The following is a 23,245-nucleotide window of genomic DNA, read 5'->3' on the forward strand; positions in this document are numbered from 1 at the left end:
GAATCTAACCCGCCCGAGCTGGCGGATGATATAATCTTTATTTGCGTATAGAAAAGAATAAGACAAACCGCTCGGCGTTCGCCGGCGGTTTTTTTATTGCAAAAAACACATCGTACTGAAACCTAATTGCCTTCTTTGCAGTCTTATCTCTAGGATGAAATTGGAGGAAGAATAACGTGCATGTCATTACAACACAAGTACTTTTTATATTTTGTTTTTTATTGCTGATTCATTCGATAGAAACCTTAGCCTATGCCACAAGGCTTTCCGGGGCCCGCGTTGGATTTATTGCGTCCGCGCTTTCCCTGTTTAATGTCATGGTCATTGTGTCCAGAATGTCGAACATGGTGCAGCAGCCCTTTACCGGGCATTTAATTGATGATGCGGGAAAAAACGCACTGGCGATTGTAGGCGAGCAGTTCCGCTTCTTGATTTTCGGATCGACAGTCGGCACCATCCTGGGCATCATCCTGCTCCCGTCTTTTGTCGCTCTTTTTTCACGGGCGATTATTCACTTGGCGGGCGGCGGCGGCTCCGTTTTTCAAGTATTCCGAAAGGGATTCTCGAAACAAGGATTCAAAAATGCCCTTTCCTATTTGCGTCTGCCGTCTATTTCATATGTAAAAGGATTTCATATGCGCTTGATTCCGAAGCGTTTGTTTGTCATCAACATGCTGATCACATCGATTTATACGATTGGCGTGCTTTCGGCTTTGTACGCAGGCCTGCTGGCGCCGGAGCGCAGCACGACAGCCGTCATGGCATCGGGTTTGATCAATGGAATTGCGACGATGCTGCTGGCCATTTTTGTTGATCCTAAGGTATCCGTTCTTGCCGATGATGTGGCAAAAGGAAAACGAAGCTATATCTATTTAAAATGGACCTCTGTCACAATGGTTACATCAAGGGTGGCGGGCACACTCCTCGCCCAGCTCATGTTTATTCCGGGGGCCTACTATATCGCCTGGCTCACAAAGTGGTTTTAATAAGAAAGGCTGGATCAAAAAGATCCAGCCTTTTTTGCGTTTCCTTATTTAAAATTCCTCAATCCGCGATCGTACAAAAAGTTTCCGAATGGGACGAAAGCGACGATGAAGCCGGCGGCTGACCATTTCAACGGCCATTTGACAGAGAAGGTTGCATAAGCCAAGACAAGCAAATACAAAATGAACAACCCTCCGTGAACCGAACCGACAATTGTCACTGCAAGCGGAAGGCCTGCCCAATATTTAAGCGGCATAGCGATGAACAGCAGGATTAAGAGTGACATTCCTTCAATAAAACCCATCGTGCGAAGTCTTCCGATCGGCGTGTGCAGCATAAATCGCCCTCCTTGTGGACACGTTTTCATTTTATACTATAAACAATCCGGAGGGGCATATGACAGCTTTCGAAAAATGTTCGGAAAACATTCATTTTTACATGCCTTTTTCAGGGAACTGTACTTGTCATTTACAAAAATACCCGAGATAATGTGTACAAAATCATAAAAGAAGGATGTTGAAATGAAACTTGACCAGATTGATCTGAATATCATTGAGGAGCTGAAGAAGGACAGCCGGTTGTCGATGAGGGAATTAGGCAGAAAAATTAAGCTGTCACCTCCATCTGTGACAGAACGGGTAAGGCAGCTTGAATCGTTTGGCATCATCAAGCAATACACGCTGGAGGTCGACCAGAAAAAACTGGGCCTTCCCGTTTCTTGCATTGTGGAAGCAACAGTCAAAAATGCGGATTACGAGCGGTTCAAAAGCTATATTCAAACATTGCCGAATATTGAATTTTGCTACCGGATTGCGGGTGCAGCCTGCTATATGCTGAAAATCAATGCCGAAAGCCTCGAAGCGGTAGAAGATTTCATTAACAAAACATCGCCCTACGCGCAAACCGTCACTCACGTCATTTTCTCAGAAATTGACACGAAAAACGGGCGCGGTTAGAGAGTGCCGCGCGAAGTCTGTTATAATAACAGGATGAGTGTGAAAGAAAGAGAAGTGATCAAGCATGTCAAAAACAGTTGTATTAGCTGAAAAACCTTCAGTCGGCCGGGATTTAGCCCGGGTGCTGAAGTGCCATAAAAAAGGAAACGGTTATCTCGAAGGTGATCAATATATTGTGACCTGGGCTTTAGGCCATTTGGTGACACTTGCCGATCCGGAAGGCTACGGAAAAGAATTTCAATCATGGCGTCTGGAGGATCTGCCAATTATCCCAGAACCATTAAAGCTTGTGGTGATTAAAAAAACAGGAAAACAGTTCAATGCGGTCAAATCGCAGCTTACCCGTAAAGACGTCAATCAGATTGTCATCGCGACTGACGCAGGCCGGGAAGGAGAGCTTGTTGCGCGCTGGATCATTGAGAAAGCGAATGTCCGCAAGCCAATCAAGCGGCTGTGGATTTCTTCTGTAACGGATAAAGCGATCAAGGAAGGATTTCAAAAGCTTCGCAGCGGCAAAGAATACGAAAATCTGTACCATTCTGCTGTCGCCAGAGCGGAAGCGGATTGGATTGTGGGGATTAATGCGACCCGTGCGCTGACAACCAAATTTAATGCCCAGCTCTCATGCGGGCGTGTGCAGACCCCGACGCTTGCCATGATTGCAAAGCGCGAGGCAGACATTCAAGCGTTTACGCCAGTCCCATATTACGGCATACGTGCAGCAGTCGACGGCATGATGCTGACGTGGCAGGATAAGAAATCAAAGCAGACGAGAACGTTCAATCAAGACGTAACAAGCCGTTTGCTAAAAGACCTCGAAGGAAAGCAAGCGGTCATAGCTGAGCTGAAAAAAACAGCGAAAAAAAGCTTTGCGCCTGCGCTTTATGATTTAACGGAGCTGCAGCGTGACGCCCACAAGCGCTTCGGTTTTTCTGCTAAAGAAACGCTTTCTGTGCTGCAGAAGCTGTATGAGCAGCATAAGCTCGTCACATATCCGCGGACGGACTCTAGATTTTTATCCAGTGACATCGTCCCGACGTTAAAAGACCGCCTGGAAGGCATGGAAGTAAAACCGTACGCCCAATATGTCAGCCAAATTAAAAAACGCGGCATCAAATCCCATAAGGGCTACGTCAATGACGCGAAGGTGTCAGACCACCACGCGATTATCCCGACCGAAGAGCCGCTCATTCTCAGCAGTCTGAGTGATAAGGAACGAAAGCTGTATGACCTGATTGCGAAACGTTTCCTTGCAGTATTAATGCCTGCATTCGAATATGAGGAAACAAAGGTCATCGCAGAAATCGGCGGAGAAACCTTTACGGCAAAAGGCAAAACCGTACAGTCGCAAGGATGGAAAGCTGTTTATGATATGGCGGATGACGATGATGAGCAGGACGATGACAGAGATCAGACACTTCCTGCGCTTCAAAAAGGCGACACACTTGCCGTCCGCACGTTAACGGAAACAAGCGGCCAAACGAAGCCGCCCGCCCGCTTTAACGAAGGGACCCTGCTGTCAGCGATGGAAAACCCAAGCGCGTTTATGCAGGGAGAAGAAAAAGGTCTCGTCAAAACGCTTGGAGAAACAGGCGGCCTCGGCACGGTGGCAACGCGTGCCGACATCATTGAAAAACTGTTCAACAGCTTTTTAATTGAGAAAAAAGGCCAGGATATCTTTATCACGTCTAAAGGGAAACAGCTCCTGCAGCTTGTTCCGGAGGATCTGAAATCACCGGCCTTAACGGCAGAATGGGAGCAAAAGCTGTCTGCGATCGCTGCCGGCAAATTGAAATCGGCTGTCTTTATTAAAGACATGAAGGCTTACGCTCACCAAACGGTAAAAGACATCAAAAACAGCAGCCAAACCTTCCGACACGACAACATCACGGGAACGGCATGTCCGGAATGCGGCAAAATGATGCTGAAAGTAAACGGCAAACGCGGGACGATGCTCGTGTGCCAAGACCGTGAATGCGGGAGCAGAAAAACGATTGCCCGAAAAACAAACGCGCGCTGCCCGAACTGCCATAAAAGAATGGAGCTTCGCGGCCAAGGTGAGGGCCAGACCTTTGCGTGTGTGTGCGGTCACCGTGAGAAGCTCTCTGTATTTGAAAAACGAAAAAACAAAGACAAAGCGCGTGCTTCCAAACGGGACGTGTCCTCGTATTTGAAAAAACAAAATAAAGATGAGCCGATTAACAACGCGCTGGCAGAACAGCTGAAAAAACTCGGTTTGGATAAATAATAAAAAACCTGTGCCTATCGCACAGGTTTTTCTATTGGACTTAGGTCCCGTTTTTTTAATGTTCAAAAAGGGAAAAAAAAGCTAGCAATCTGCATTTTTTTCTTTTATAGTAAATGTACTTTGTAACATGGCAGTCATATTTTCTTCTATAACTATTTGTGAGCGTCTGATTCGCTTCAGGCGACAAAGGGGGATTTGCCTGTGAGGCATGCACTAATTGCTGTCATCTTATTCTTCTTATCTATCGGACTTTCCGCAGGGTGTGCTGAAGCTGGAAATAAGGCCCAAAATCAGTCGGCGGCAGAAGTGAACACCAGCCCGCTGCAGCCAGCGGAATATTTCATCTATCATAATCTAATGAATGATCAAGGGCTGATCAAAACCGATTTTTCAGACCAGCCTTCGTATTTATCGGAATCTCTCGGCCTGTGGATGGAGTTTCTGCTCAGCAAAAATGACGCACCGCATTTCCAAGACCAATATCAGCATCTGACTGATTCATTTCTGATGAGCAATCACTTGGTGACGTGGAAGATTCAAAATGGCCAAGCGAGCGGGACGAATGCGCTGATAGATGATATGAGAATTATGCTGTCTCTTGACCAAGCCGCCGCAAAATGGGGCCGCAGCGACTACGCGCAAACGGCTAAGGATATCGGCACGGCTTTGAAGACATACAATATGAACAACGGTTTATTCACAGACTTTTACGACTCACAGGCCGCTTCAAAGGATGTGACGCTTTCATACGTCATGCCTGATGCCTTAGCTATTTTAAAGAAGAATGGAATCATAGACGAAGAAACAGAACAGCGGAATGCCAATGTTCTCTATTCAGCTCCTTTAAAAAATGGCTTTTTGCCGAAGACATACAGCTCGGTGACGAAGGAATACACATATGACAGTGAAATCAACCTGATTGATCAGCTTTACACTGCTTGGCATTTGCCGGAAGGGGATGAAAAAGCATCTGTTTTAGCGGACTGGATCAAGCGGGAATTTCAGACAAACGGAAAGCTGTACGGGCGATATTCGGCAGATACGAAGGAGCCTGCCGTCCAATATGAATCGCCATCCGTATATGCATTAGCCGTATTGTTTTTGACAAAACAGCATGAAAACAGCTCTGTCATCAAAGCCATATATGACAGAATGAATGACTTTGAAATTCATGATCCGGTGAAATCGTATTATGGAGGCTATATGAGCGGCACTCAGACGCATTCATTTGACAATCTGCTGCCGCTGTTAGCCGAAAGGAAGCTTTTTAATGAAAATATCATTCAATGAATCACAAAAATTATTTGCTTATTTTTCAGGGCTCATCGCGGCCCTGTCTCTGTTTATTTATTATGTGTCAGCCCAGCAATCGGAAGGCGCCCTGATCCTTTGCATCACGTTTGTCGTCATCGCCGCAGGCATCTGGTTCGGCCCAATTTACGCGCTGGCGGTGACCTTAATCGTACTTTTTGTTCTCGGCACCTTAATGATGTTTTTCCAGACTGGACAGGCATCGCTCTTTCCAGCTGAGGAAGGGCTGCGAATGCTTGTCGTGTGGGGAATCGCGCTTTTGCTGTTTTCTTTTATTTCCGGAAGAATCCACGATATCACAGCAGAGCTTCGGCGCTCAATCACACGGCTTCAATCCGAAATCAAAAGTTTTGTTGCTGTTGACAGAGTGACCGGGTTTGATAACAAGCAAAGGATGCAGCTGGAACTTTCAGAAGAAATGAAGCGGGCTGAGCGCTACGGCAATTCTTTTGTGTTTTTGCTGCTCCATATGCATTATTTCAAAGAGTTTAAATCCTTGTACGGTGAAAAAGAAACGGATCGCCTCTTCCAATATGTCGGTCAGCAAATCAGGACGAGTGTTCGGGAAACGGATAAGAAATTCCGCCCCTCTGACGAGCGTATCGGGATCGTGCTGACGCACACGCCTGCTGAACATATGCCAGCCGTTCTGACCAAGCTGAAGAAACAATTGGATACATATCAGCTGGAAAATGGAAAGTACGTCTCGCTTACATTCCACGTTTGCTATTTGCCCTACCGGAAAGATATTAAAACAGCTGATCAATTTTTAGAAGAACTGGAAAACGAGATGATGATGAATGAACTATAAAGGAATCACACTGCTCTGCATCATGCTGCTTCTGTTTTCAGCGCTTGCGTCTTTTCCCGTTTCAGCGCAAGCGAAGGAGCGGGACGCCGGCATTCTCATCATCTATTCAACCTTGGACGGCAAAGAGTCGTCTCAAGTCAAAATGCTCGATTTGCTTGCGGGACACTTTACATCCCATGTAACAGTCAAAAGAGATTCAGATGTTGAAGCGTCGGATTTCAAAGGAAAAGATCATGTGATGTATTACGGGCAAACGAAAAGAAAGCTCAGCAAAAAATTGCTGTCTCTTATCAGCGGCGTAAAAAAACCGGTTGTCGCCATTGGCTATAACGCAGGACAAATCAGCCAATTTTCCGGGCTTTCATTAGCCCGCAAAGAAAATGTGTTTCAGGTTCACAGCAGGCCGGAAAAGGCCGATGTGTCTCTGGAAAGTGGGCTTAATGTGCTGAGCGTATCAGGCCTGAAAGGAACGGCGCTTTACACCTTCAAAGCCGATGACGGCAAAACGCATTCTTTTATATGGAAAACAAAAAAAGGGAATGTGTACATTGGATTAACGAATTTGTTAAATGACAATTTGATCGTGGCGAAACAGCTCAGAGAAGCCTTCGGAGAGAAGGCGGGGACGACGTTATTGTATTTGCGGCTCGAGGATATCAGCCCGATGTCTGATGAAAAATTGCTGCTACAAGCCGGTACATATCTGCATAAGCGGCATATTCCTTTTATCCTGGCGGTCATTCCGGTTTACTTGAATCCGGAAACAGGCGACAAAGTGTATTTGTCTGATCAACCGAAGATGGTCAAGGTGCTGAAAAAGCTGCAAAGCATGGGTGGCAGTATCATTGTTCACGGCTATACTCACGCTTATCGCTACAGTGAAACAGGAGAGGGCTTTGAATTTTGGGATGCAAAGGCGGATCAGCCGATTACATCCGGAAATGCCGAAGACCCCCCGTCCATTTTGGAGAAGGCACAGGACTTCCCGAACGAACAAGCCTACCGCAGCTATCTCGAACCATTTCGGGAAAAGGAAGAAACGTATACAAAGCAAAAACTGACGCGGGCCATTGAGGATTTGACATCATCGGGTCTTTACCCGCTGGCGTTTGAAGCGCCGCATTACACGATGTCCGAATACGGCTATCAAATCGCTTCACAGTATTTTTCAAGCATTTTTGGCCAGATTCAGCTCAGCGACACAACGTGGAAAACCTCCGGTGCACCTCCGTTCGTGACCGCTCCCTCGATGCTGCATGGAATGACGCTTTATCCGGAGACGATCGGTTTTGTTGATACATCAAAGCAAAACCCGCTCGGCGATATGGAGGAGCACATCTCCCAGATGATTGATTTTGAAGGCGGAGTAGCCGGTGGATTTTATCACCCGTACCTTGGGATGAAATATCTGCCGGAGCTGGTTGATCAGATGGAACGCATTCCAGACAGTGAATGGCTCGATTTAAAGAAAACGCAACAAACCGTCAAAACAGACAAAGTGGAAATTCATACAAGCGGTGATGGAACGATTCAGGTGAAAAACGGCGTAAGCGCCATAGACGAGTTTTTCGATCATCATCGGCAAACCCCTCTGGAAAAGGCATTATGGATTCTCTCCGCTGTCGTGCTCTTATTTGTCATCATGTTTGTCAGTTATACGTTTTACTTGAGAGCCACATTGAAAAAACGAATTTTTAAGGAGAGAAGAAGCCTTGGGTAATACGCTGTTCTTTATCTCGCTAAGTTTAATATGGGTGATGCTTCTCTACCACATGTTCCTCATGCAGGGCGGGTTCCGCCACTATATGACCTTCGAACGGAATATCCCGAAGTGGAGAGAAAACATGAAGGAGCTGCCAAAGGTCAGCGTCCTCATCCCGGCGCATAACGAAGAGGTTGTGATTCGGCAGACGCTGAAGGCGATGGTTAACCTTTATTATCCGAAGGACCGTCTGGAGATTATCGTCGTGAATGACAATTCGTCAGACCGGACGGGTGATATCGTCAATGAATTTTCCGAGAAATACGATTTCATCAAAATGGTGATTACGAAGCCGCCGAACGCAGGTAAAGGAAAATCCTCTGCACTTAACTCGGGTTTTGCCGAATCGAATGGCGATGTGATCTGTGTATATGACGCCGACAATACGCCTGAGAAAATGGCCGTGTATTATCTCGTGCTCGGCCTGATGAATGACGAAAAGGCAGGCGCCGTGGTAGGGAAATTCCGCGTCATCAATGCGGCAAAGACGCTGCTGACGAGGTTTATCAATATCGAAACGATCTGTTTTCAGTGGATGGCCCAGGGAGGCAGATGGAAGTGGTTCAAAATCGCCACGATCCCAGGCACCAACTTCGCGATCCGTAGAAGCATTATCGAAAAGCTCGGAGGCTGGGATGACAAAGCGCTCGCTGAGGATACTGAGCTGACCATCCGGGTATATAATCTCGGCTATCACATCCGCTTTTTCCCTGCCGCCATCACGTGGGAGCAGGAGCCGGAAACATGGAAGGTATGGTGGCGCCAGCGCACCCGATGGGCGCGCGGCAATCAATATGTCGTGCTCAAATTTTTGGCGCAGTTTTTTAAGCTGAAACGAAAACGGATTATCTTTGATTTGTTTTATTTTTTCTTTACGTACTTCCTGTTTTTCTTTGGCGTGATCATGTCAAATGCGATTTTTGTAGTGAATTTGTTTTATGATTTGCATTTGTCTGTTGGATTTTTGGCAATGATTCTCTGGATTTTGGCGTTTTTCTTATTTATGACAGAGGTCATGATTACGTTGAGCATTGAAAAAACAGAAATGAACAGGCAAAACTTTTTTATCGTATTTCTCATGTACTTCACATACTCGCAGGCATGGATTGTGCTTGTGATCTACTCTTTATTCATAGAAATCAAGCACCGTTTATTCAAGCAGGAGGTCAAATGGTACAAGACAGAACGATACAATCAACATAAAAGCGGGTGACCTTTTTGAAACAAATAATGATTTTTCTCACAAGCTTCATGCTGCTGGCGATGGCTGGACAACCGGCTCTTGCCAAGGATGTACAGGTCAGCGGTTCGCTTCTTGGGAAAAGCAGCCAAGAACAAGCCAAACAGCAGGTGCTGACAAGCGAGCTGATTACACTGTATGGATCAAAAGACAGCGCGGAGCTGACGTATCAGATCCCGGCAGGCGCTTCTTCAGGCAATCAGCAATTGGTCATTGAATACGAAGCATCAAATCTTTTAATCTCTCCTTCATCGTTAACGGCTGTCATTGATGATGAACCAGTCAAAACGTTAAAGCTTGATGGTGATTCCAAGCGGAAAACAGTAAAGCTGAATCTGAATAAAAACCAGTCAGCGCAAGGTTATCACAACGTATCGCTGAAATTTTACGGCGTAATGAAAGAGGGCGTGTGTGTCAGACAGGATACGTCTGGCAACTGGATCAAAATTTATCCGGACAGCCGGCTGACACTTGCTGACAGCGGTGAAGCGAAAGGAACGTCGCTGGACCATTATCCGTACCCATTCGCCCAATCTGGAAACACAACCGAAGAAACCGCCATCGTCATTCCGGATGACCCAAGTTCGGCGGAAATTGAAGCTGCGGTTAAAACAGAAGGCTATTTGAAAACGGTGGACAGCAGTGTCAGGATTGCGTATGTCACAGAATCTGAGCTGAAAAAAATCGATAAGCCGACGATTGTTATCGGAGTGGACAAGCATTGGAACGGCAAAGTGAAAAAACTGATGAAACAAGCCGGCTTACAGGCAAAAGGAGAAGAACTTCTGCTTGCTGAGCGGGTGCTGAAAGCAGAGGGCAAGCAGCAGCCGGTTCTGTTTGCGCAAGCGGCATCCGAGGACGTACTCGCTAAAAAAATCAGCGTGATGACAGATCAGACATACACAGGCCAGCTCAGCGGCGATACACTTTCAATCAGCAAGCTTAAGCAGACAGAAAAAAAAGAAAGCGATAAGCTGACCCTCGAGAATTTTGGAGCGGGCGATATCACAATTGGAGCCGACAAAACATCTTCAGCACATTATTTTTATCCGGCTTCGGCGGTTTTAGATGAAAACCAATCAGCGAAGCTGTCGCTTAAACTGAAAAAGTCTGAAACGATTCAAGCCTCAACGGACGAAAATGAATCGGCTTCTCAGGCTTCAGAGCTGAAAGTGATGATCAACGGCCAGCCGCACTCGGTCCGGCTTGATGACTTAGGAAAAGAAGATAAAAACGGATTCTATCATGTTACGGTAAAAGTGGACCCTAAGCTGCTGCAAAAAAACCGCTACATTGATATTCAGTTCGTCACAACCGGGTTAAAGGAAAACAACCCTTGCAACACGACTGATGAAGAAAAGTGGGTCTTTATTGATAAAAGCAGTACATTATCATACGCCAGCAAAGGGATGTCCCCGTCAGCAGATTTTCAAGAGTGGCCGCTTCCTTACGCCGGAAATCAGGATCAAACAACGGTAATCGTGCTGCCTGACACCGTAAGCCAATCGAAGCTTGAGGAGCTTGCTCTCGTAACGGAATCCTTTGGCAGCGAAGCACAGCATTCATATACGGTAAAGAAATCATCTGACGTTACAGCAAACGATGCGAAAGGTCGAAACCTCATTTTTATAGGGGGGATCAATCAATTTTCTCTTCTGAAGGAGAAATCATCAGACCTGCTTGTGCCGCAGGCAAAAAACGGCTCGTTTGATGTATCTGGTTTCGAGATGCTGAATGAGACGACAAAACAAGTGGTGTTTACCCAAGCATCGCCTTGGGATTCACACTACACAATGGCTGTTTTTGCACCGGCAAAAGGAGAAGGCACGGCTGTCACGAAAGAGATCATCAATTATCTGAACAGTAACGATGATTCGGCAACCGTCCTTAATGAAACAAATAGCCAGCAGGTGTTTACAAACCACCAGCAGCTCAAATCGGAGACAATCAGCTCCGGCGCAGAACAACCAACACAGGATCATAGCCAGAAATGGATGTATATTGGTGTGCTGGCACTTATTATGGTGATTGCGGCAGTGTTCATTTGGGTTGCCGTAAGACGAAGAAAAAGAAAGACAGATACAGAATAAAAACAGAGGCAATCTAGCCTCTGTTTTTTTATTTTTGGTATGTAAATTCCATTTGTGGAACCTATCATTTTATTTTTTCCGCCCGGCCAATAAGCCTCTTTACAACGTGTGGGAACGGGAGTATGATCTCTTTTAGAAAACAAATCGCTTAATCTGAAATCAGAGCGGGGGACCCATTAGAATGGCTTTTTGCCGTTGGGGTGAATCCTTTTTAGGTAGGGCTAACTCTCATATGCCCGAATCCGTCAGCTAACCTCGTAAGCGTTCGTGAGAGGAGATGAATGAAACCTGTGTTCGATGTTATGGCACAGGGGCATCCGTTTGCCTCTGTGTTTTTTGCCGTTCATTTTTAGGAATGTAAATCGCATACAGAGACATCATAGCAGAAAGGACTATTGCAAAATGTGAGAGCAAGACACTGATGTTTTATTGTTTTAATTGAAAAATGAGAAATTAAAAGGGGAAGACATCGATGTATCATTCAATCAAACGTTTTTTGATTGGGAAACCACTAAAATCTCAAGCAGCTGGAGAGCAAAAACTGACGAAATTAAAAGCCTTGGCTATGCTTTCCTCAGATGCGCTGTCATCTGTCGCATATGGGACAGAGCAAATTTTAATCATTTTAGCAACAATCAGTGCTGCCGCATTTTGGTACTCCATTCCGATTGCGGTCGGCGTTCTCATATTACTGCTCGCACTGATTCTTTCATACAGGCAAATTATTTACGCTTATCCGCAGGGCGGCGGGGCTTATGTTGTTTCGAAAGAAAACCTCGGCGAAAAGCCGGGGTTGATCGCGGGCGGTTCATTACTTGTCGATTATATTTTAACGGTAGCGGTAAGTATTTCCGCAGGAACGGACGCCATCACGTCGGCCTTTCCTGCATTGCATGATTATCATGTGCCGATCGCTATTTTTCTCGTGTTAGTGATTATGATTTTGAACCTGCGCGGGCTTTCGGAATCGGCATCCATTCTTGCTTACCCGGTTTATCTGTTTGTGGTGGCGCTATTGGTTCTCATTGCCGTCGGGTTGTTCAAGCTCATGACAGGACAAATAGACCAGCCGGTTCATCATACACCGCTTGGCACACCTGTAGCCGGCATTACGCTGTTTTTGCTGCTTAAGGCTTTTTCCTCCGGATGCTCAGCGTTGACCGGAGTTGAGGCCATTTCTAACGCCATTCCCGCTTTCAAAAACCCGCCTGCACGAAACGCGGCAAGAACGCTTGCGATGATGGGGATTTTGCTGGCGATTCTGTTTTCCGGCATCACGGTGCTCGCATACGGATATGGAACGGCGCCGAAGCCCGATGAAACAGTGGTTTCACAAATTGCGTCCGAAACCTTCGGGCGGAATGTGTTCTACTATGTCATCCAAGGTGTCACATCGCTTATTTTGGTCCTTGCGGCAAATACGGGATTTTCAGCCTTCCCGCAGCTTGCCTTCAACCTGGCGAGAGACCAGTATATGCCGCGAATGTTTACAGTTCGGGGTGACCGCTTAGGCTTCTCAAATGGGATTATCTTTTTAGGCTTTGCCTCCATTATTCTCATTATCTTATTCGGAGGACAGACGGAGCACTTAATCCCGTTATATGCTGTGGGCGTATTTATTCCATTTACGCTTTCACAAACCGGCATGTGCATAAAATGGATCAAGCAAAAACCAAAAGGCTGGATCGGAAAAATGCTGATCAACTCCTGCGGCGCTCTGATTTCGTTTATGGTTCTATCTATCCTTTTTGTGACAAAGTTTAATGTCGTATGGCCTGTGTTAATCTTTATGCCTATCGTCGTTTTGCTGTTTTTTGCGATTAAAAATCACTACACAGCGGTTGGTGAACAGCTTCGCATCGTAGACAAAGAGCCGGAAGAAATCAAAGGCACCGTTGTGATTGTGCCTGTAGCAGGTGTTACCACCGTCGTGCAAAAATCGATTCACTATGCGAAATCACTGTCCGATCAGGTGATCGCCGTTCACGTGTCATTTGACAGAGAACAGGAAAAGAAAGTCGAAAAACGCTGGGAAGAGCTCAATAATGGAGTGCGTCTCGTTACCCTTCACTCCTCGTACAGAAGCCTTGTTCATCCGTTTGATAAATTTTTAGAAACAGTTGAGGCAAAAGCGAAGAAGGAGCAGTTTTCTGTCATGGTGCTATTTCCGCAATTTATAACGAAAAAACGCTGGCACACCATCCTTCACAATCAATCGGCCTTCCTCCTCAGAGTTCGGCTGTTTTGGAAAAAGGACATAATGGTTGCCACACTGCCGTATCATTTTAAAAAGTAAAGTCTAGGACCAAGGGAATCACCTTGGTCTTTTTTGCGGGAAAGAGAGGAATGGCGGTGTATACACAAGGTGCTTTTGTAATCGTACTGAACGAAAATCAGCAGATTCTATTGGTCAAACGAAAAGATGTTCCTTTATGGGATCTGCCGGGCGGCAGGATTGATTCCGGGGAATCGGCTGAGGCAGCGGCGGTACGTGAGGTATTGGAAGAGACGGGATACAATACAGCGCTTTCCGCGAAAATAGGTGTCTATCAAAGGCCAAAGTTTCTAGATGAACAGCATGTGTTTTTCGGAAGCATAACAGGCGGACAAGCAATAGCGGACGGCACAGAGACAGCACGATTAAAGTGGTTTTCTCCGCGGCGTTTGCCGCTTTTTATGGTGCCGAACCGAAAACGGCAAATCAAAGATTACGTGAATGGCGCCTTAGATGCAACCATCACCCTCAAGGACGTCGGCATGCTTGCGGCGATCGATCTGTTGAAAAGAAGACTTGGCAAGTGATTCAGGTCTCCGGGTTTTAAAGCCTTTCTCCTGTGGTATTGAAAAAAGGAAAAAGGAGGATACGTTATGGCACACAAAACTGCAGGACAAGCAATGACAGAGCTGCTTGAACAATGGGGAGTTGATCATGTTTACGGCATCCCCGGGGATAGTATAAATGAGTTTATTGAGGAATTAAGACACGAAAGAAATCAACTGAAGTTCGTTCAAACCCGCCATGAAGAGGTGGCGGCACTGGCAGCCGCGGCTGAAGCAAAACTCACCGGCAAGATCGGAGTCTGTCTGTCGATCGCAGGGCCGGGAGCAGTGCACTTATTAAATGGTTTATATGATGCAAAAGCGGACGGCGCCCCTGTGCTGGCCATTGCAGGACAGGTTTCATCAGGTGAAGTCGGACGGGATTATTTCCAGGAGATCAAGCTGGAGCAAATGTTTGAGGACGTGGCTGTGTTCAACAGAGAGGTACATAGCGCGGAAACACTGCCGGATCTCTTGAATCAGGCGATCCGCACCGCCTACAGCAAAAAAGGCGTTGCGGTATTGAGCGTGTCAGATGATCTGTTTGCGGAAAAAATCAAACGCGAGCCCGTGTATACTTCACCAGTGTATATTGAAGGGAACCTTGAACCGAAAAAGGAACAGCTCGTCACCTGCGCGCAATATATTAATAATGCTAAGAAGCCGATTATCTTGGCGGGGCAGGGAATGAAAAAGGCGAAACGGGAGCTCTTAGAATTTGCGGACAAAGCCGCCGCTCCGATCGTAGTCACACTACCGGCAAAAGGCGTCGTTCCCGATAAGCACCCGCATTTTCTCGGCAACCTCGGACAAATTGGCACAAAGCCGGCTTACGAGGCAATGGAGGAATGTGATTTATTAATCATGCTCGGAACGTCATTCCCGTACCGCGATTATTTGCCAGATGATACACCGGCCATCCAGCTCGATTCAGACCCGGCGAAAATCGGAAAACGCTATCCGGTGACAGCGGGCCTTGTCTGCGATTCGGCTCTCGGCCTGCGCGAATTGACAGAGTATATTGAACGTAAGGAAGACAGAAGATTCCTGAATGCCTGCACAGAACATATGCAGCATTGGTGGAACGAAATTGAAAAAGATGAGACAGAGGCAACAACACCGCTTAAACCCCAGCAGGTCGTGGCACGTCTTCAGGAAGCGGCTGCTGATGATGCGGTGCTCTCTGTAGATGTCGGCACTGTGACAGTTTGGATGGCGCGTCATTTCAAAATGAACGCGAACCAGGATTTCATCGTTTCCAGCTGGCTTGCGACAATGGGCTGCGGCCTGCCGGGAGCGATCGCGTCAAGCTTGGCCGAACCGGAGCGCCAGGCGATCGCTGTTTGCGGTGACGGGGGATTTTCCATGGTCATGCAGGATCTTCCGACAGCCGTCAAATATAAGCTCCCGATCACTGTCGTCATTTTAAACAACGAAAATCTCGGCATGATCGAGTATGAGCAGCAGGTTAAAGGCAATATCGATTATGTCACACAGCTTCAAAATGTCGACTATGCCGCATTTGCAGAAAGCTGCGGAGCAAAAGGCATCAAAGTGACCAAAGCGGAAGAGCTTGCGCCGGCTTTCCATGAGGCGCTGCACTCTGACCAACCGGTCGTTGTGGATGTCATGATTGGGAACGAACCGCCGCTGCCTGGCAAAATCACCTACGGGCAGGCAAAAGGCTTCAGCAAGTACATGCTGAAAAACTTCTTCGAAAACCAAAAAATCGAAATGCCGTCACTGAAGAAAAGTTTGAAACGGTTATTCTAAAAAAGAGGCCCTTTTAGAGGCCTCTTTTTTTGTGTTGGAAACAAATGTATTTCAGGTTATCCTTGTATTATATTGGTATGAGGAGGATTACATGTTTGAGTTCATAAAATTATTGTTGTATGTATTAGGATCTGCAGGAATGATCTATGCGTCATATCACGATTTTCGCCATGCTCAAAACGGGCAAAAGGACAAATGCACCTTCTTTCAAAGCAAAAAGACCAGCGCATTTGTCCTTGTATGTTTCATTTGTTTATTCTTATCAAATCTTACAGAGCTCTTCTCAGTATAGGGTTATTTCTCTTTTTTCTTCAGCCCGAAAAAGAAAGGAAAAGCAGAACCGACCAAGAAGGTGCCGAATAAAAACATGCCGCCGATAAACACGTGAAAATTCGTGTGTCCGGCCGTAAACGCGGTGATCAAGGAAATGATACTGAGCACGATCATGGCAATGCCGGGCGCGATTCTCATTTTCCCTTTGGATTTATAGGCAGCGACAGAACATATAATGCCGATGACAATAGGAACAATCCACAAATAAAACAAAATAAATACTGACATCATCAAAACTCCGATTTTTTCTTCTATCATAACAAATCTCTGTCAAAAAGGGTATCAATGAGCTTTTGCCAAAAATAAAAAACCGGCTTTGCAGCCGGTTTTTTTATCGAAACGTATCTACAATTAAAAACACATTCAAAGCGACGATCAATACTGCAATCAGCCAAGACACCACTGTGACCCATTTGGCGTTGATCAGAGATCCCATGATCCGTTTATTGCTTGTAAACAGAATCAGCGGAATGAGGGCAAAGGCGATCCCGAAAGACAGCACGACCTGGCTCAAGACGAGAGCGGTCGTCGGATTTACGCCAGACGCGATGATCAAGATCGGCGGAATGATCGTGATAAACCGCCGTACATACAGCGGGATGCGGTAGTTGATAAATCCTTGCATAATCACGTCGCCTGAAAGTGTGCCGACAGACGAACTGGATAGCCCGGCAACGAGCAGCCCAATTCCGAATAAAGCCGCAGACATAGGGCTGACAAGATGTCCGAATTGCTGAAACGCGACATCAAGGTCCTCAACAAACAGGCCGTTTTTGAAAAATAATGCGGCAGCCACAATCAGCATACTTGCATTAATAGCCCCTGCAATCAGCATCGCTATTAAAATATCAATAAATTCAAATCTAAAGATTTTTTTCCGTTCTGCATCCGTTTTGCCAACCACCCGCCGCTGTGTAAGGGCAGAGTGCAAATAAATGGCGTGCGGCATAACAGTTGCGCCGAGAATACCCGCTGCAAGGAGCACACTGTCAGTGCCATGAAACGCTGGGACAAAGAGGCCCTTCATCACTGACACGGCATCAGGCTTTGCGAAAAATGTCTGCAGTGCAAAGGCGATCACGACCACAAACAGCATACCGGCGATGCCGGCTTCAAGTGAGCGATAACCGCGGCGCTGAAGCTCCAAGATCGCGAAAGAACCGATCGCCGCTATAATAGACGCTTCAAGCATCGGAATGCCGAACAGCAAATACAGTCCTAGAGCCGCTCCGATAAATTCCGCCAAATCAGTTGCGATAATGACAAGCTCGCCCTGAATCCATAATCCAATCGAGACAGGCTTCGGGAATTCTTCACGGGCAACCTCAGGCAGATTTTTGCCTGTCGCAATCCCAAGTTTGGCGGATAGGGATTGAATTAAAAGCGCCATGATATTGGAAAATAATATTACCCATAAGAGCATATATCCGTATTTAGAACCCGCCGAAATATTCGTTGCGAAGTTGCCGGGATCAATATAGGCGATGGCTGCTATAAATGCAGGGCCAAGAAAAGGGAGCAGCCCTCTGAATCCTCTGATTTTCCCGTCAAGCGCATCTTGGACGGCTTTGGAACGGGGAGATTGTGCTGTGATGTCCTTGTTCATCATGTCTCACCTGAATTCTGATTGTTTTTGCCGTACAACAAAGAGTTTCCTTAAGGCAAATTATTTTATCTACATCATATGACCATCCCGGTTTCTTGTCAACCGAAAATGTTCAAAATACATTCCTGAATTTTTCCCTGTTATGTAACATGATATGTAGGGATTCGGGATAAGGTCCCATATAAAAAGACATCGTTTCAGTTCGAAACGATGCCTCCTGTATCTAATGAGTCTAGGCTTCCTTCCGCAGCCCGCGGAATATCAGGCCCAGCAAGAACACGAAGATGGCTGCCCCGATGATGGCCGGGAAAATAGCAAAGCCGGCGAGGCTTGGTCCCCAAGTGCCAAGAAGTCCGTGTCCGATCCAAGCGCCGATCAGCCCGGCAATCATAGAGCCGAAAATTCCTCCCGGCAGCCGGTTTCCTACAATGGCGCTTCCAATTAATCCGATAACGATAGCAACAACTAATGAAACCAAAAAGCTAAGCATCATGATCACCTCTCATAAATGATTTACCAATCAATAACCGCTCCTGATTATTTCGAAACACCTAAAAGCACATCGCTTTATGATCCCGTTTTGATCGTTCTCTGCACACTGCCGTCAGCCAAATGGACAACGACCTCAGTGCCTTTATGCGCAGCGATTTCCTTTGCCCGTTCAATCGCTTCTCTCTTTGTATCCTTGATGTCAGACGCACGTTTGGCTCCCTCGGCTTTGACTGCCCAGCCGTTTTTATGCTTGATGACATGCTCTGCTTTATGCATGAGTTCTGGGTCTCCGCCGCTGTTGGAACCATCATCGCGTTCTGTCTCGTCATCATGTTTAAGAAAATCATCAATTTCATCTGTAGATGCGTTTTCCGCCCATTCCTTCGCTTTGCTTGTCGCGATCGGGATCGCACGTCCGTCCTCATAGCCCTCATCAATCATCGCATTCGCAATATCAATTGCTTTTTTCTTGACCGGCTTCTCAAGGTTTTTTAATGAAGCGGGATAATCCTTCATTGACCATGGCATGTCCCATCACTCCTTTTTCTTTTATAAAAATGGTACCCGCAGGTGAAAAATAAAAACGCATCTGAACAAATGAAGGTATACTATATAGTAGAAAAAACGGAAGGGAAGTGCGGGTTGAGTGACAACAGAACGAAAAGAAGACTTACACCAGCAATTAAAAGAGATAGAAAAATGGGAAAAAGCTCAGCAAAAAGTCTGGTTTTGGGAAAAGCTCGGCCGTCTCCCGTTTCAGCTGCTGGACAAGCTGACACCTGAATTCATTCAGAAAAAGATCGGCAAGCTCTTGGATGAGATCGGCAGCTTTGTTCAAACAGGAGGACAGTACCTGACATCTGAAAAACAGATTATCAGGATGTTTCAAAAGAAACTGCCGGAGGAGATCTTTGAATCGCTGGAGGACGTCCGGAAAGCGCCTCTTCCTGTCATGGATGAAATTGCGGAAGGAATGGGCAAAAACAGAATCAACGCAGCAACCGTTCAAGGCGCGACAACCGGTGTGGGCGGCGTGTTTACACTGGCGGCAGACATTCCGGCAGTGCTTGGCTTATCACTAAAAACATTACAGGATATCGCAGTTGCATACGGCTATGACCCAAAGGAGAAAAAAGAACGCGTCTTCATTGTGAAATGTTTGCAGCTGACGTCGGCTGATGTTGTCGGCAAAAGATCGATTTTGCAAGAATTAAAACACTACGATCAAGACCGTACATATAAGAATGTCGCATCTCAAATCCAAGGCTGGCGAGAAGTCGTTTTAGGCTATCGGGACACGTTTGGCTGGAAAAAGCTATTCCAGCTGGTGCCGGTCGCCGGAATGGTTTTTGGCGCCGCTGCCAATCGCTCAACATTAAACGACATTACCGAGACAGGCATGATGCTGTACAAAAAGAGGCGCATTCTTGAACGGCTGAAAGAAACAGAACGAGAGATGGAATAGCAGAAAGCAGACGGACACCGCGATCCGCCTGCTTTTTTTATTGAAAACACACCCAATGTGTTTTGTTTGTTTAAAAGAATTGATAGCGGGAATACAACAACCAACACCAATTAAAGGAGGAATTCAAAATGGCAGACAATAACAAAATGAGCAGAGAAGAAGCAGGTAGAAAAGGCGGAGAAACAACAAGCAAGAACCATGACAAAGAATTCTATCAAGAGATTGGGAAAAAAGGCGGAGAAGCCACTAGCAATAACCATGACAAAGAATTCTATCAAGAAATCGGTGAAAAAGGCGGAGAAGCCACTAGCGAAAATCATGACAAAGAGTTCTATCAAGAAATCGGTGAAAAAGGCGGAGAAGCCACTAGCGAAAATCATGATAAAGAATTCTATCAAGAAATCGGCCGTAAAGGCGGAGAGGCTACAAGCAAAAATCATGATAAAGAATTCTACCAAGAAATCGGCTCAAAAGGCGGAAACGCCCGCAACAACGACTAATCAAAAGCATAAAGGCAGACAACCTGTAAATAAAAATCGATCCGGCACATCAGCTGGATCGATTTTTATTTCGGGAATTTTCTCAATTTATGCGACAATGCGATACAATAAGTGAAAAAGGGGTTTTCGCTAATGTCCGAAATGCAAAACTTGCTCGCTATTGCAAACGAAGTCAAAGAAAAACACGCCAATTTTTCAATTTCAGAGGTCAACGACCACTGCGTGCGCCTTGCGGTGTTTACAGGAGAATATGACTGGCACCATCACCCTGACTCAGACGAATTGTTTATTGTTCTTGAAGGTGAGCTGCTGATCGACTTTAAGGACAAAGAAACCGCGGTGCTCAAAGCAAATGACAGCCTGCTCATCCCGAAAGGCACGGTTCACCGCACACGCTCTTACGTCAGAACGGTGAATCTCTGTGTCGAGCATAAACAAGCCGAAACCGTCATCATAGAGGAGTAGCCATGCTGATCAAAAGGATTGTATGTGAAGTAGACACTGCAAATGCTGAAGCATTTGCAAAAGCGCAGTCAGAGTGGGAAGCACTATCACATGTAAATGGCTTCATCAAACAGGCCGGCGGCTGGCGAAAAACGATAGACGGGCCGCTCACCGCAGAAATCATCAGCGTATGGGAAAACAGAGAAGCCTATGATCATTTTATGGAGAACGAACATGACAGCATTTACGATGATAACGAACAGAAGGCTGTGATTCTTTCGCTAGAGGTGACACTGTACGAAGAGGATAAATCGTTCGTTCACGATCTGTTACATAACCCAGACATTCAATACGAACCAGACTGGACGGTTCTGAAGGCATAATCAAAGCCCAAAACATGATGTTTTGGGCTTGTGTCTTTACTCGCGTCCCGGAAGTGTATTATGAACAAAAGGCGGTGCTGGTTTTAACTCCGGTTTTTCTCCAAACGTTTTTGCTTCTTTCACATATTCAAAGGCTTCTCCGTCCGGCGCTTTTTCATTCAGCCAGTTTTGCTTGGCGCTTTCTTCGCCTTCAGAGAAATTGATAAGCTGATGTGAGAACTCTTGTTTTTCGAGTGCTTTCGGGAATGTGCCCGGCACAACCGGACCTTCCTGTGCTTCTAATTCTTTAATGGCGGCGAGCCATTGATTTTGGTGCATCGTGTCACGCGCCAGCAGGAAGCTGAGCATATCTTTGACGCCTTTGTCATCCGTCATTTCAAACAGGCGTGCGACCTGCAGACGTCCCTGTGATTCCGCATTCAGGTTGGCGCGGAAGTCTGCCAGCAGGTTTCCGCTTGCTACGATATAACCGCCGCTCCAAGGTACGCCTGTACTGCTTTCCGGCATGGCGCCAAGTCCTGATACAATTGCATGGTGAGGGTTCATGCCGCCCAGGATGGAGCCGATGACCGGATCTTCAGCGGCTTTTTCCTGCTGATCAAGAGGGGCGTCCTCTAGAAGTCTGGCGATCATCGTTGCGATCATTTCAACATGCCCGAGCTCCTCGGTTGCCGTATCCATCAGCAAGTCCTTGTATTTTTCATTTCCTCTTGTGTTCCAGCCTTGAAATAAGTACTGCATGGCAACTGAAATTTCTCCGAATTGCCCGCCTAAAATTTCTTGCAATTTTTTAGCGAATAATGGATCTGGACGATCTGGTTTAGCAGGATGCTGCAGCATTTTTGTATGCTTAAACATGTACCCATCTCCTTTTTCGATTATCTCTTTTTATATTTCCGATCAATAGAAAGATAAACGAAAACCAGCGTATCGAGATGGGAACTATGAATCTTTTCGGAGCTCCAATAGTTCCTTGATCAGCTTCCGGCCAAAGATTGGCTCGTACTGCCGGTAAACAGGATCAAGACGCTTCATCCATTCTTTTTTCTCTTTATCTGACAGCTCATAAATATGTATAGCAGAATTCTTTTTGATTTCCTCCAGCTGCTCCTTGTTCATTTGTTCGGCATACGTTTCATTCCACTCCGTTGTCTCCTTCATCGCTTCAGTCAAAATGCGCCTTGTTTCTGGGGTTTGCGCCTTCCAGAAATGCTCATCAGTCATGACAGCGTAGCCGAGGTAACCATGGCTGCTTATTGTCAAATAGTCCTGAACATTATAAAATTTTTTAGAATAGATGTTTGAGATTGTATTTTCTTCACCATCAACTACATTGTTTTCTAGCAGCTGAAAGGTAGAATTGAAGGATTCCTGATGGGGTATTGCGCCAAGCAGCTTGAACTGATCCTCAATCACATCGCTTTGCATAATCCGGAGATCCTGCCCTTTTAAATCATCCGGGGTTCTGACCGGCCCTTGATTTGTCGTGATTTGTTTAAAGCCGTTTGTCCAATAGGCCAGTCCTTTTAATTGGTTTTTCTTTAGAGAATCAAACAGCTGTGTGCCGATGCTTCCGTTCAGCCCTTTTTTGGCGGCATTGTAATCTGTAAAAGCATACGGTAGATCCAGCACTCCCCATTCAGGCGAGAGCATGCCGAGCTTCGATGTGGAGGGGGCAATAAATTGAACATCGCCGTTTTGCAATGCTTCGATTTCTTCAATGTCCGAGTACAGGCTTCCATTCGGAAATACTTCAATTTTTATTTTCCCGCCTGATTTTTCGTTCACCAAATCAGCGAATTTATTGGCGGCCAGCCCTTTTGGCGTATTTTCAGCAACCACGTGGCTGAATTTAAAGACGATTTGATCCTGCAAGCCTTCCTGGTCGTCATCATAAACAATCTCTTTATTGCCGGTATGATCATGGAATCCGATAAATAAAGCGGTTGCAATTCCAGCGATCATCAGCGCGAGACATGCAAGCAAACTCTTCATGAAAAGCCCTCCCCTATGTTAAGGATAATGGG

The 23,245-nt window shown here is 46.1% G+C and carries 22 protein-coding genes and 1 riboswitch; of the genes, 15 read left to right on the top strand and 7 right to left on the bottom strand.

The genetic code is table 11. The features are described 5' to 3' along the window. Positions 1–176 precede the first annotated feature (176 nt). Positions 177–986 (top strand): lipid II flippase Amj, encoded by an 810-nt coding sequence (gene amj / locus MY9_RS02395; RefSeq protein ID WP_003234394.1) that lies wholly within the window; start codon positions 177–179, stop codon positions 984–986. Positions 987–1,030: 44 nt separating this feature from the next. Here the strand turns inward: amj and MY9_RS02400 are convergent, their stop codons facing one another. After that, positions 1,031–1,321: a DUF3817 domain-containing protein gene (locus MY9_RS02400; protein ID WP_014662816.1), complete on the bottom strand. Its 291-nt coding sequence runs from the start codon at positions 1,319–1,321 to the stop codon at positions 1,031–1,033. Between the two features lie 184 nt (positions 1,322–1,505). Between MY9_RS02400 and lrpC the strand changes: the two genes are divergently transcribed. From lrpC to MY9_RS02450, 10 genes are all read left to right on the top strand, one after another. Next, a complete protein-coding gene (gene lrpC / locus MY9_RS02405) occupies positions 1,506–1,940 on the top strand; it encodes a transcriptional regulator LrpC (RefSeq protein WP_003246585.1) in 435 nt (144 codons plus the stop codon). Between the two features lie 64 nt (positions 1,941–2,004). Further along, positions 2,005–4,188, top strand: a complete 2,184-nt coding sequence (locus tag MY9_RS02410) for a DNA topoisomerase III (protein ID WP_014662817.1) — start codon at positions 2,005–2,007, stop codon at positions 4,186–4,188. A gap of 201 nt (positions 4,189–4,389) precedes the next feature. Next, positions 4,390–5,478 carry a glycosyl hydrolase family 8 gene (locus MY9_RS02415; protein WP_014662818.1) on the top strand — a complete coding sequence of 363 codons (1,089 nt, stop codon included), beginning with the start codon at positions 4,390–4,392 and terminating at the stop codon, positions 5,476–5,478. After that, positions 5,459–6,310, top strand: a complete 852-nt coding sequence (epsK, locus tag MY9_RS02420) for a cyclic-di-GMP receptor EpsK (protein ID WP_014662819.1) — start codon at positions 5,459–5,461, stop codon at positions 6,308–6,310. The genes MY9_RS02415 and epsK overlap by 20 nt, the downstream gene beginning before the upstream one ends. Before the next feature lie 10 nt (positions 6,311–6,320). Then, on the top strand, positions 6,321–8,030 hold the full coding sequence (locus tag MY9_RS02425; protein WP_081483663.1) for a DUF2334 domain-containing protein: 1,710 nt from the start codon (positions 6,321–6,323) through the stop codon (positions 8,028–8,030). Next, positions 8,023–9,285 (top strand): glycosyltransferase family 2 protein, encoded by a 1,263-nt coding sequence (locus MY9_RS02430; protein WP_014662821.1) that lies wholly within the window; start codon positions 8,023–8,025, stop codon positions 9,283–9,285. The genes MY9_RS02425 and MY9_RS02430 overlap by 8 nt, the downstream gene beginning before the upstream one ends. A 5-nt stretch (positions 9,286–9,290) precedes the next feature. Further along, entirely contained in the window at positions 9,291–11,402 is a 2,112-nt protein-coding gene (locus MY9_RS02435; RefSeq protein WP_014662822.1) for a cellulose biosynthesis cyclic di-GMP-binding regulatory protein BcsB, read from the top strand. 135 nt (positions 11,403–11,537) lie between these two features. Further along, a riboswitch (cyclic di-AMP (ydaO/yuaA leader) is annotated at positions 11,538–11,681 on the top strand. A 193-nt stretch (positions 11,682–11,874) separates the two neighbouring features. Further along, a complete protein-coding gene (gene kimA, locus MY9_RS02440; protein WP_014662824.1) occupies positions 11,875–13,698 on the top strand; it encodes a potassium transporter KimA in 1,824 nt (607 codons plus the stop codon). A 56-nt stretch (positions 13,699–13,754) separates the two neighbouring features. Next, positions 13,755–14,204: an NUDIX hydrolase gene (locus tag MY9_RS02445; protein WP_040084387.1), complete on the top strand. Its 450-nt coding sequence runs from the start codon at positions 13,755–13,757 to the stop codon at positions 14,202–14,204. Between the two features lie 66 nt (positions 14,205–14,270). Continuing rightward, a complete protein-coding gene (locus MY9_RS02450; protein WP_014662826.1) occupies positions 14,271–15,995 on the top strand; it encodes a pyruvate oxidase in 1,725 nt (574 codons plus the stop codon). Positions 15,996–16,289: 294 nt separating this feature from the next. On the opposite strand, the gene MY9_RS02460 is transcribed toward MY9_RS02450, so the two are convergent. The 4 genes from MY9_RS02460 to MY9_RS02475 all read right to left on the bottom strand — a co-directional run bounded on the left by MY9_RS02460 (position 16,290) and on the right by MY9_RS02475 (position 18,954). Continuing rightward, entirely contained in the window at positions 16,290–16,556 is a 267-nt protein-coding gene (locus MY9_RS02460; protein WP_041521473.1) for a hypothetical protein, read from the bottom strand. 103 nt (positions 16,557–16,659) lie between these two features. After that, positions 16,660–17,937: an Nramp family divalent metal transporter gene (locus MY9_RS02465; protein WP_014662829.1), complete on the bottom strand. Its 1,278-nt coding sequence runs from the start codon at positions 17,935–17,937 to the stop codon at positions 16,660–16,662. A 229-nt stretch (positions 17,938–18,166) separates the two neighbouring features. Further along, positions 18,167–18,424 carry a GlsB/YeaQ/YmgE family stress response membrane protein gene (locus tag MY9_RS02470; protein WP_003246519.1) on the bottom strand — a complete coding sequence of 86 codons (258 nt, stop codon included), beginning with the start codon at positions 18,422–18,424 and terminating at the stop codon, positions 18,167–18,169. A gap of 77 nt (positions 18,425–18,501) precedes the next feature. Continuing rightward, positions 18,502–18,954 carry a DUF2188 domain-containing protein gene (locus MY9_RS02475; RefSeq protein WP_014662830.1) on the bottom strand — a complete coding sequence of 151 codons (453 nt, stop codon included), beginning with the start codon at positions 18,952–18,954 and terminating at the stop codon, positions 18,502–18,504. 118 nt (positions 18,955–19,072) lie between these two features. Here MY9_RS02475 and MY9_RS02480 point away from each other — a divergent pair, with 118 nt between their 5' ends. From MY9_RS02480 to MY9_RS02495, 4 genes are all read left to right on the top strand, one after another. After that, the gene (locus tag MY9_RS02480; RefSeq protein ID WP_014662831.1) at positions 19,073–19,891 is read left to right on the top strand and encodes an EcsC family protein; all 819 of its coding nucleotides are present in this window, start codon (positions 19,073–19,075) and stop codon (positions 19,889–19,891) included. 128 nt (positions 19,892–20,019) lie between these two features. Then, positions 20,020–20,391, top strand: coding sequence for a glucose starvation-inducible protein GsiB (gene gsiB, locus MY9_RS02485; protein ID WP_014662832.1), 372 nt, complete (start codon positions 20,020–20,022; stop codon positions 20,389–20,391). A gap of 132 nt (positions 20,392–20,523) precedes the next feature. Then, a complete protein-coding gene (locus MY9_RS02490; RefSeq protein ID WP_014662833.1) occupies positions 20,524–20,856 on the top strand; it encodes a cupin domain-containing protein in 333 nt (110 codons plus the stop codon). A 2-nt stretch (positions 20,857–20,858) separates the two neighbouring features. Continuing rightward, a complete protein-coding gene (locus MY9_RS02495; RefSeq protein WP_014662834.1) occupies positions 20,859–21,218 on the top strand; it encodes a YdbC family protein in 360 nt (119 codons plus the stop codon). A gap of 36 nt (positions 21,219–21,254) precedes the next feature. Here MY9_RS02495 and MY9_RS02500 read toward each other — a convergent pair whose 3' ends face one another. Next, on the bottom strand, positions 21,255–22,076 hold the full coding sequence (locus MY9_RS02500) for a manganese catalase family protein (RefSeq protein WP_014662835.1): 822 nt from the start codon (positions 22,074–22,076) through the stop codon (positions 21,255–21,257). An 84-nt stretch (positions 22,077–22,160) separates the two neighbouring features. Continuing rightward, entirely contained in the window at positions 22,161–23,213 is a 1,053-nt protein-coding gene (gene dctB / locus MY9_RS02505) for a C4-dicarboxylate TRAP transporter substrate-binding protein DctB (protein WP_014662836.1), read from the bottom strand. Positions 23,214–23,245 lie beyond the last annotated feature (32 nt).

It is taken from the genome of Bacillus sp. JS, from assembly GCF_000259365.1.
Taxonomy (GTDB): Bacteria; Bacillota; Bacilli; order Bacillales; family Bacillaceae; genus Bacillus; species Bacillus stercoris.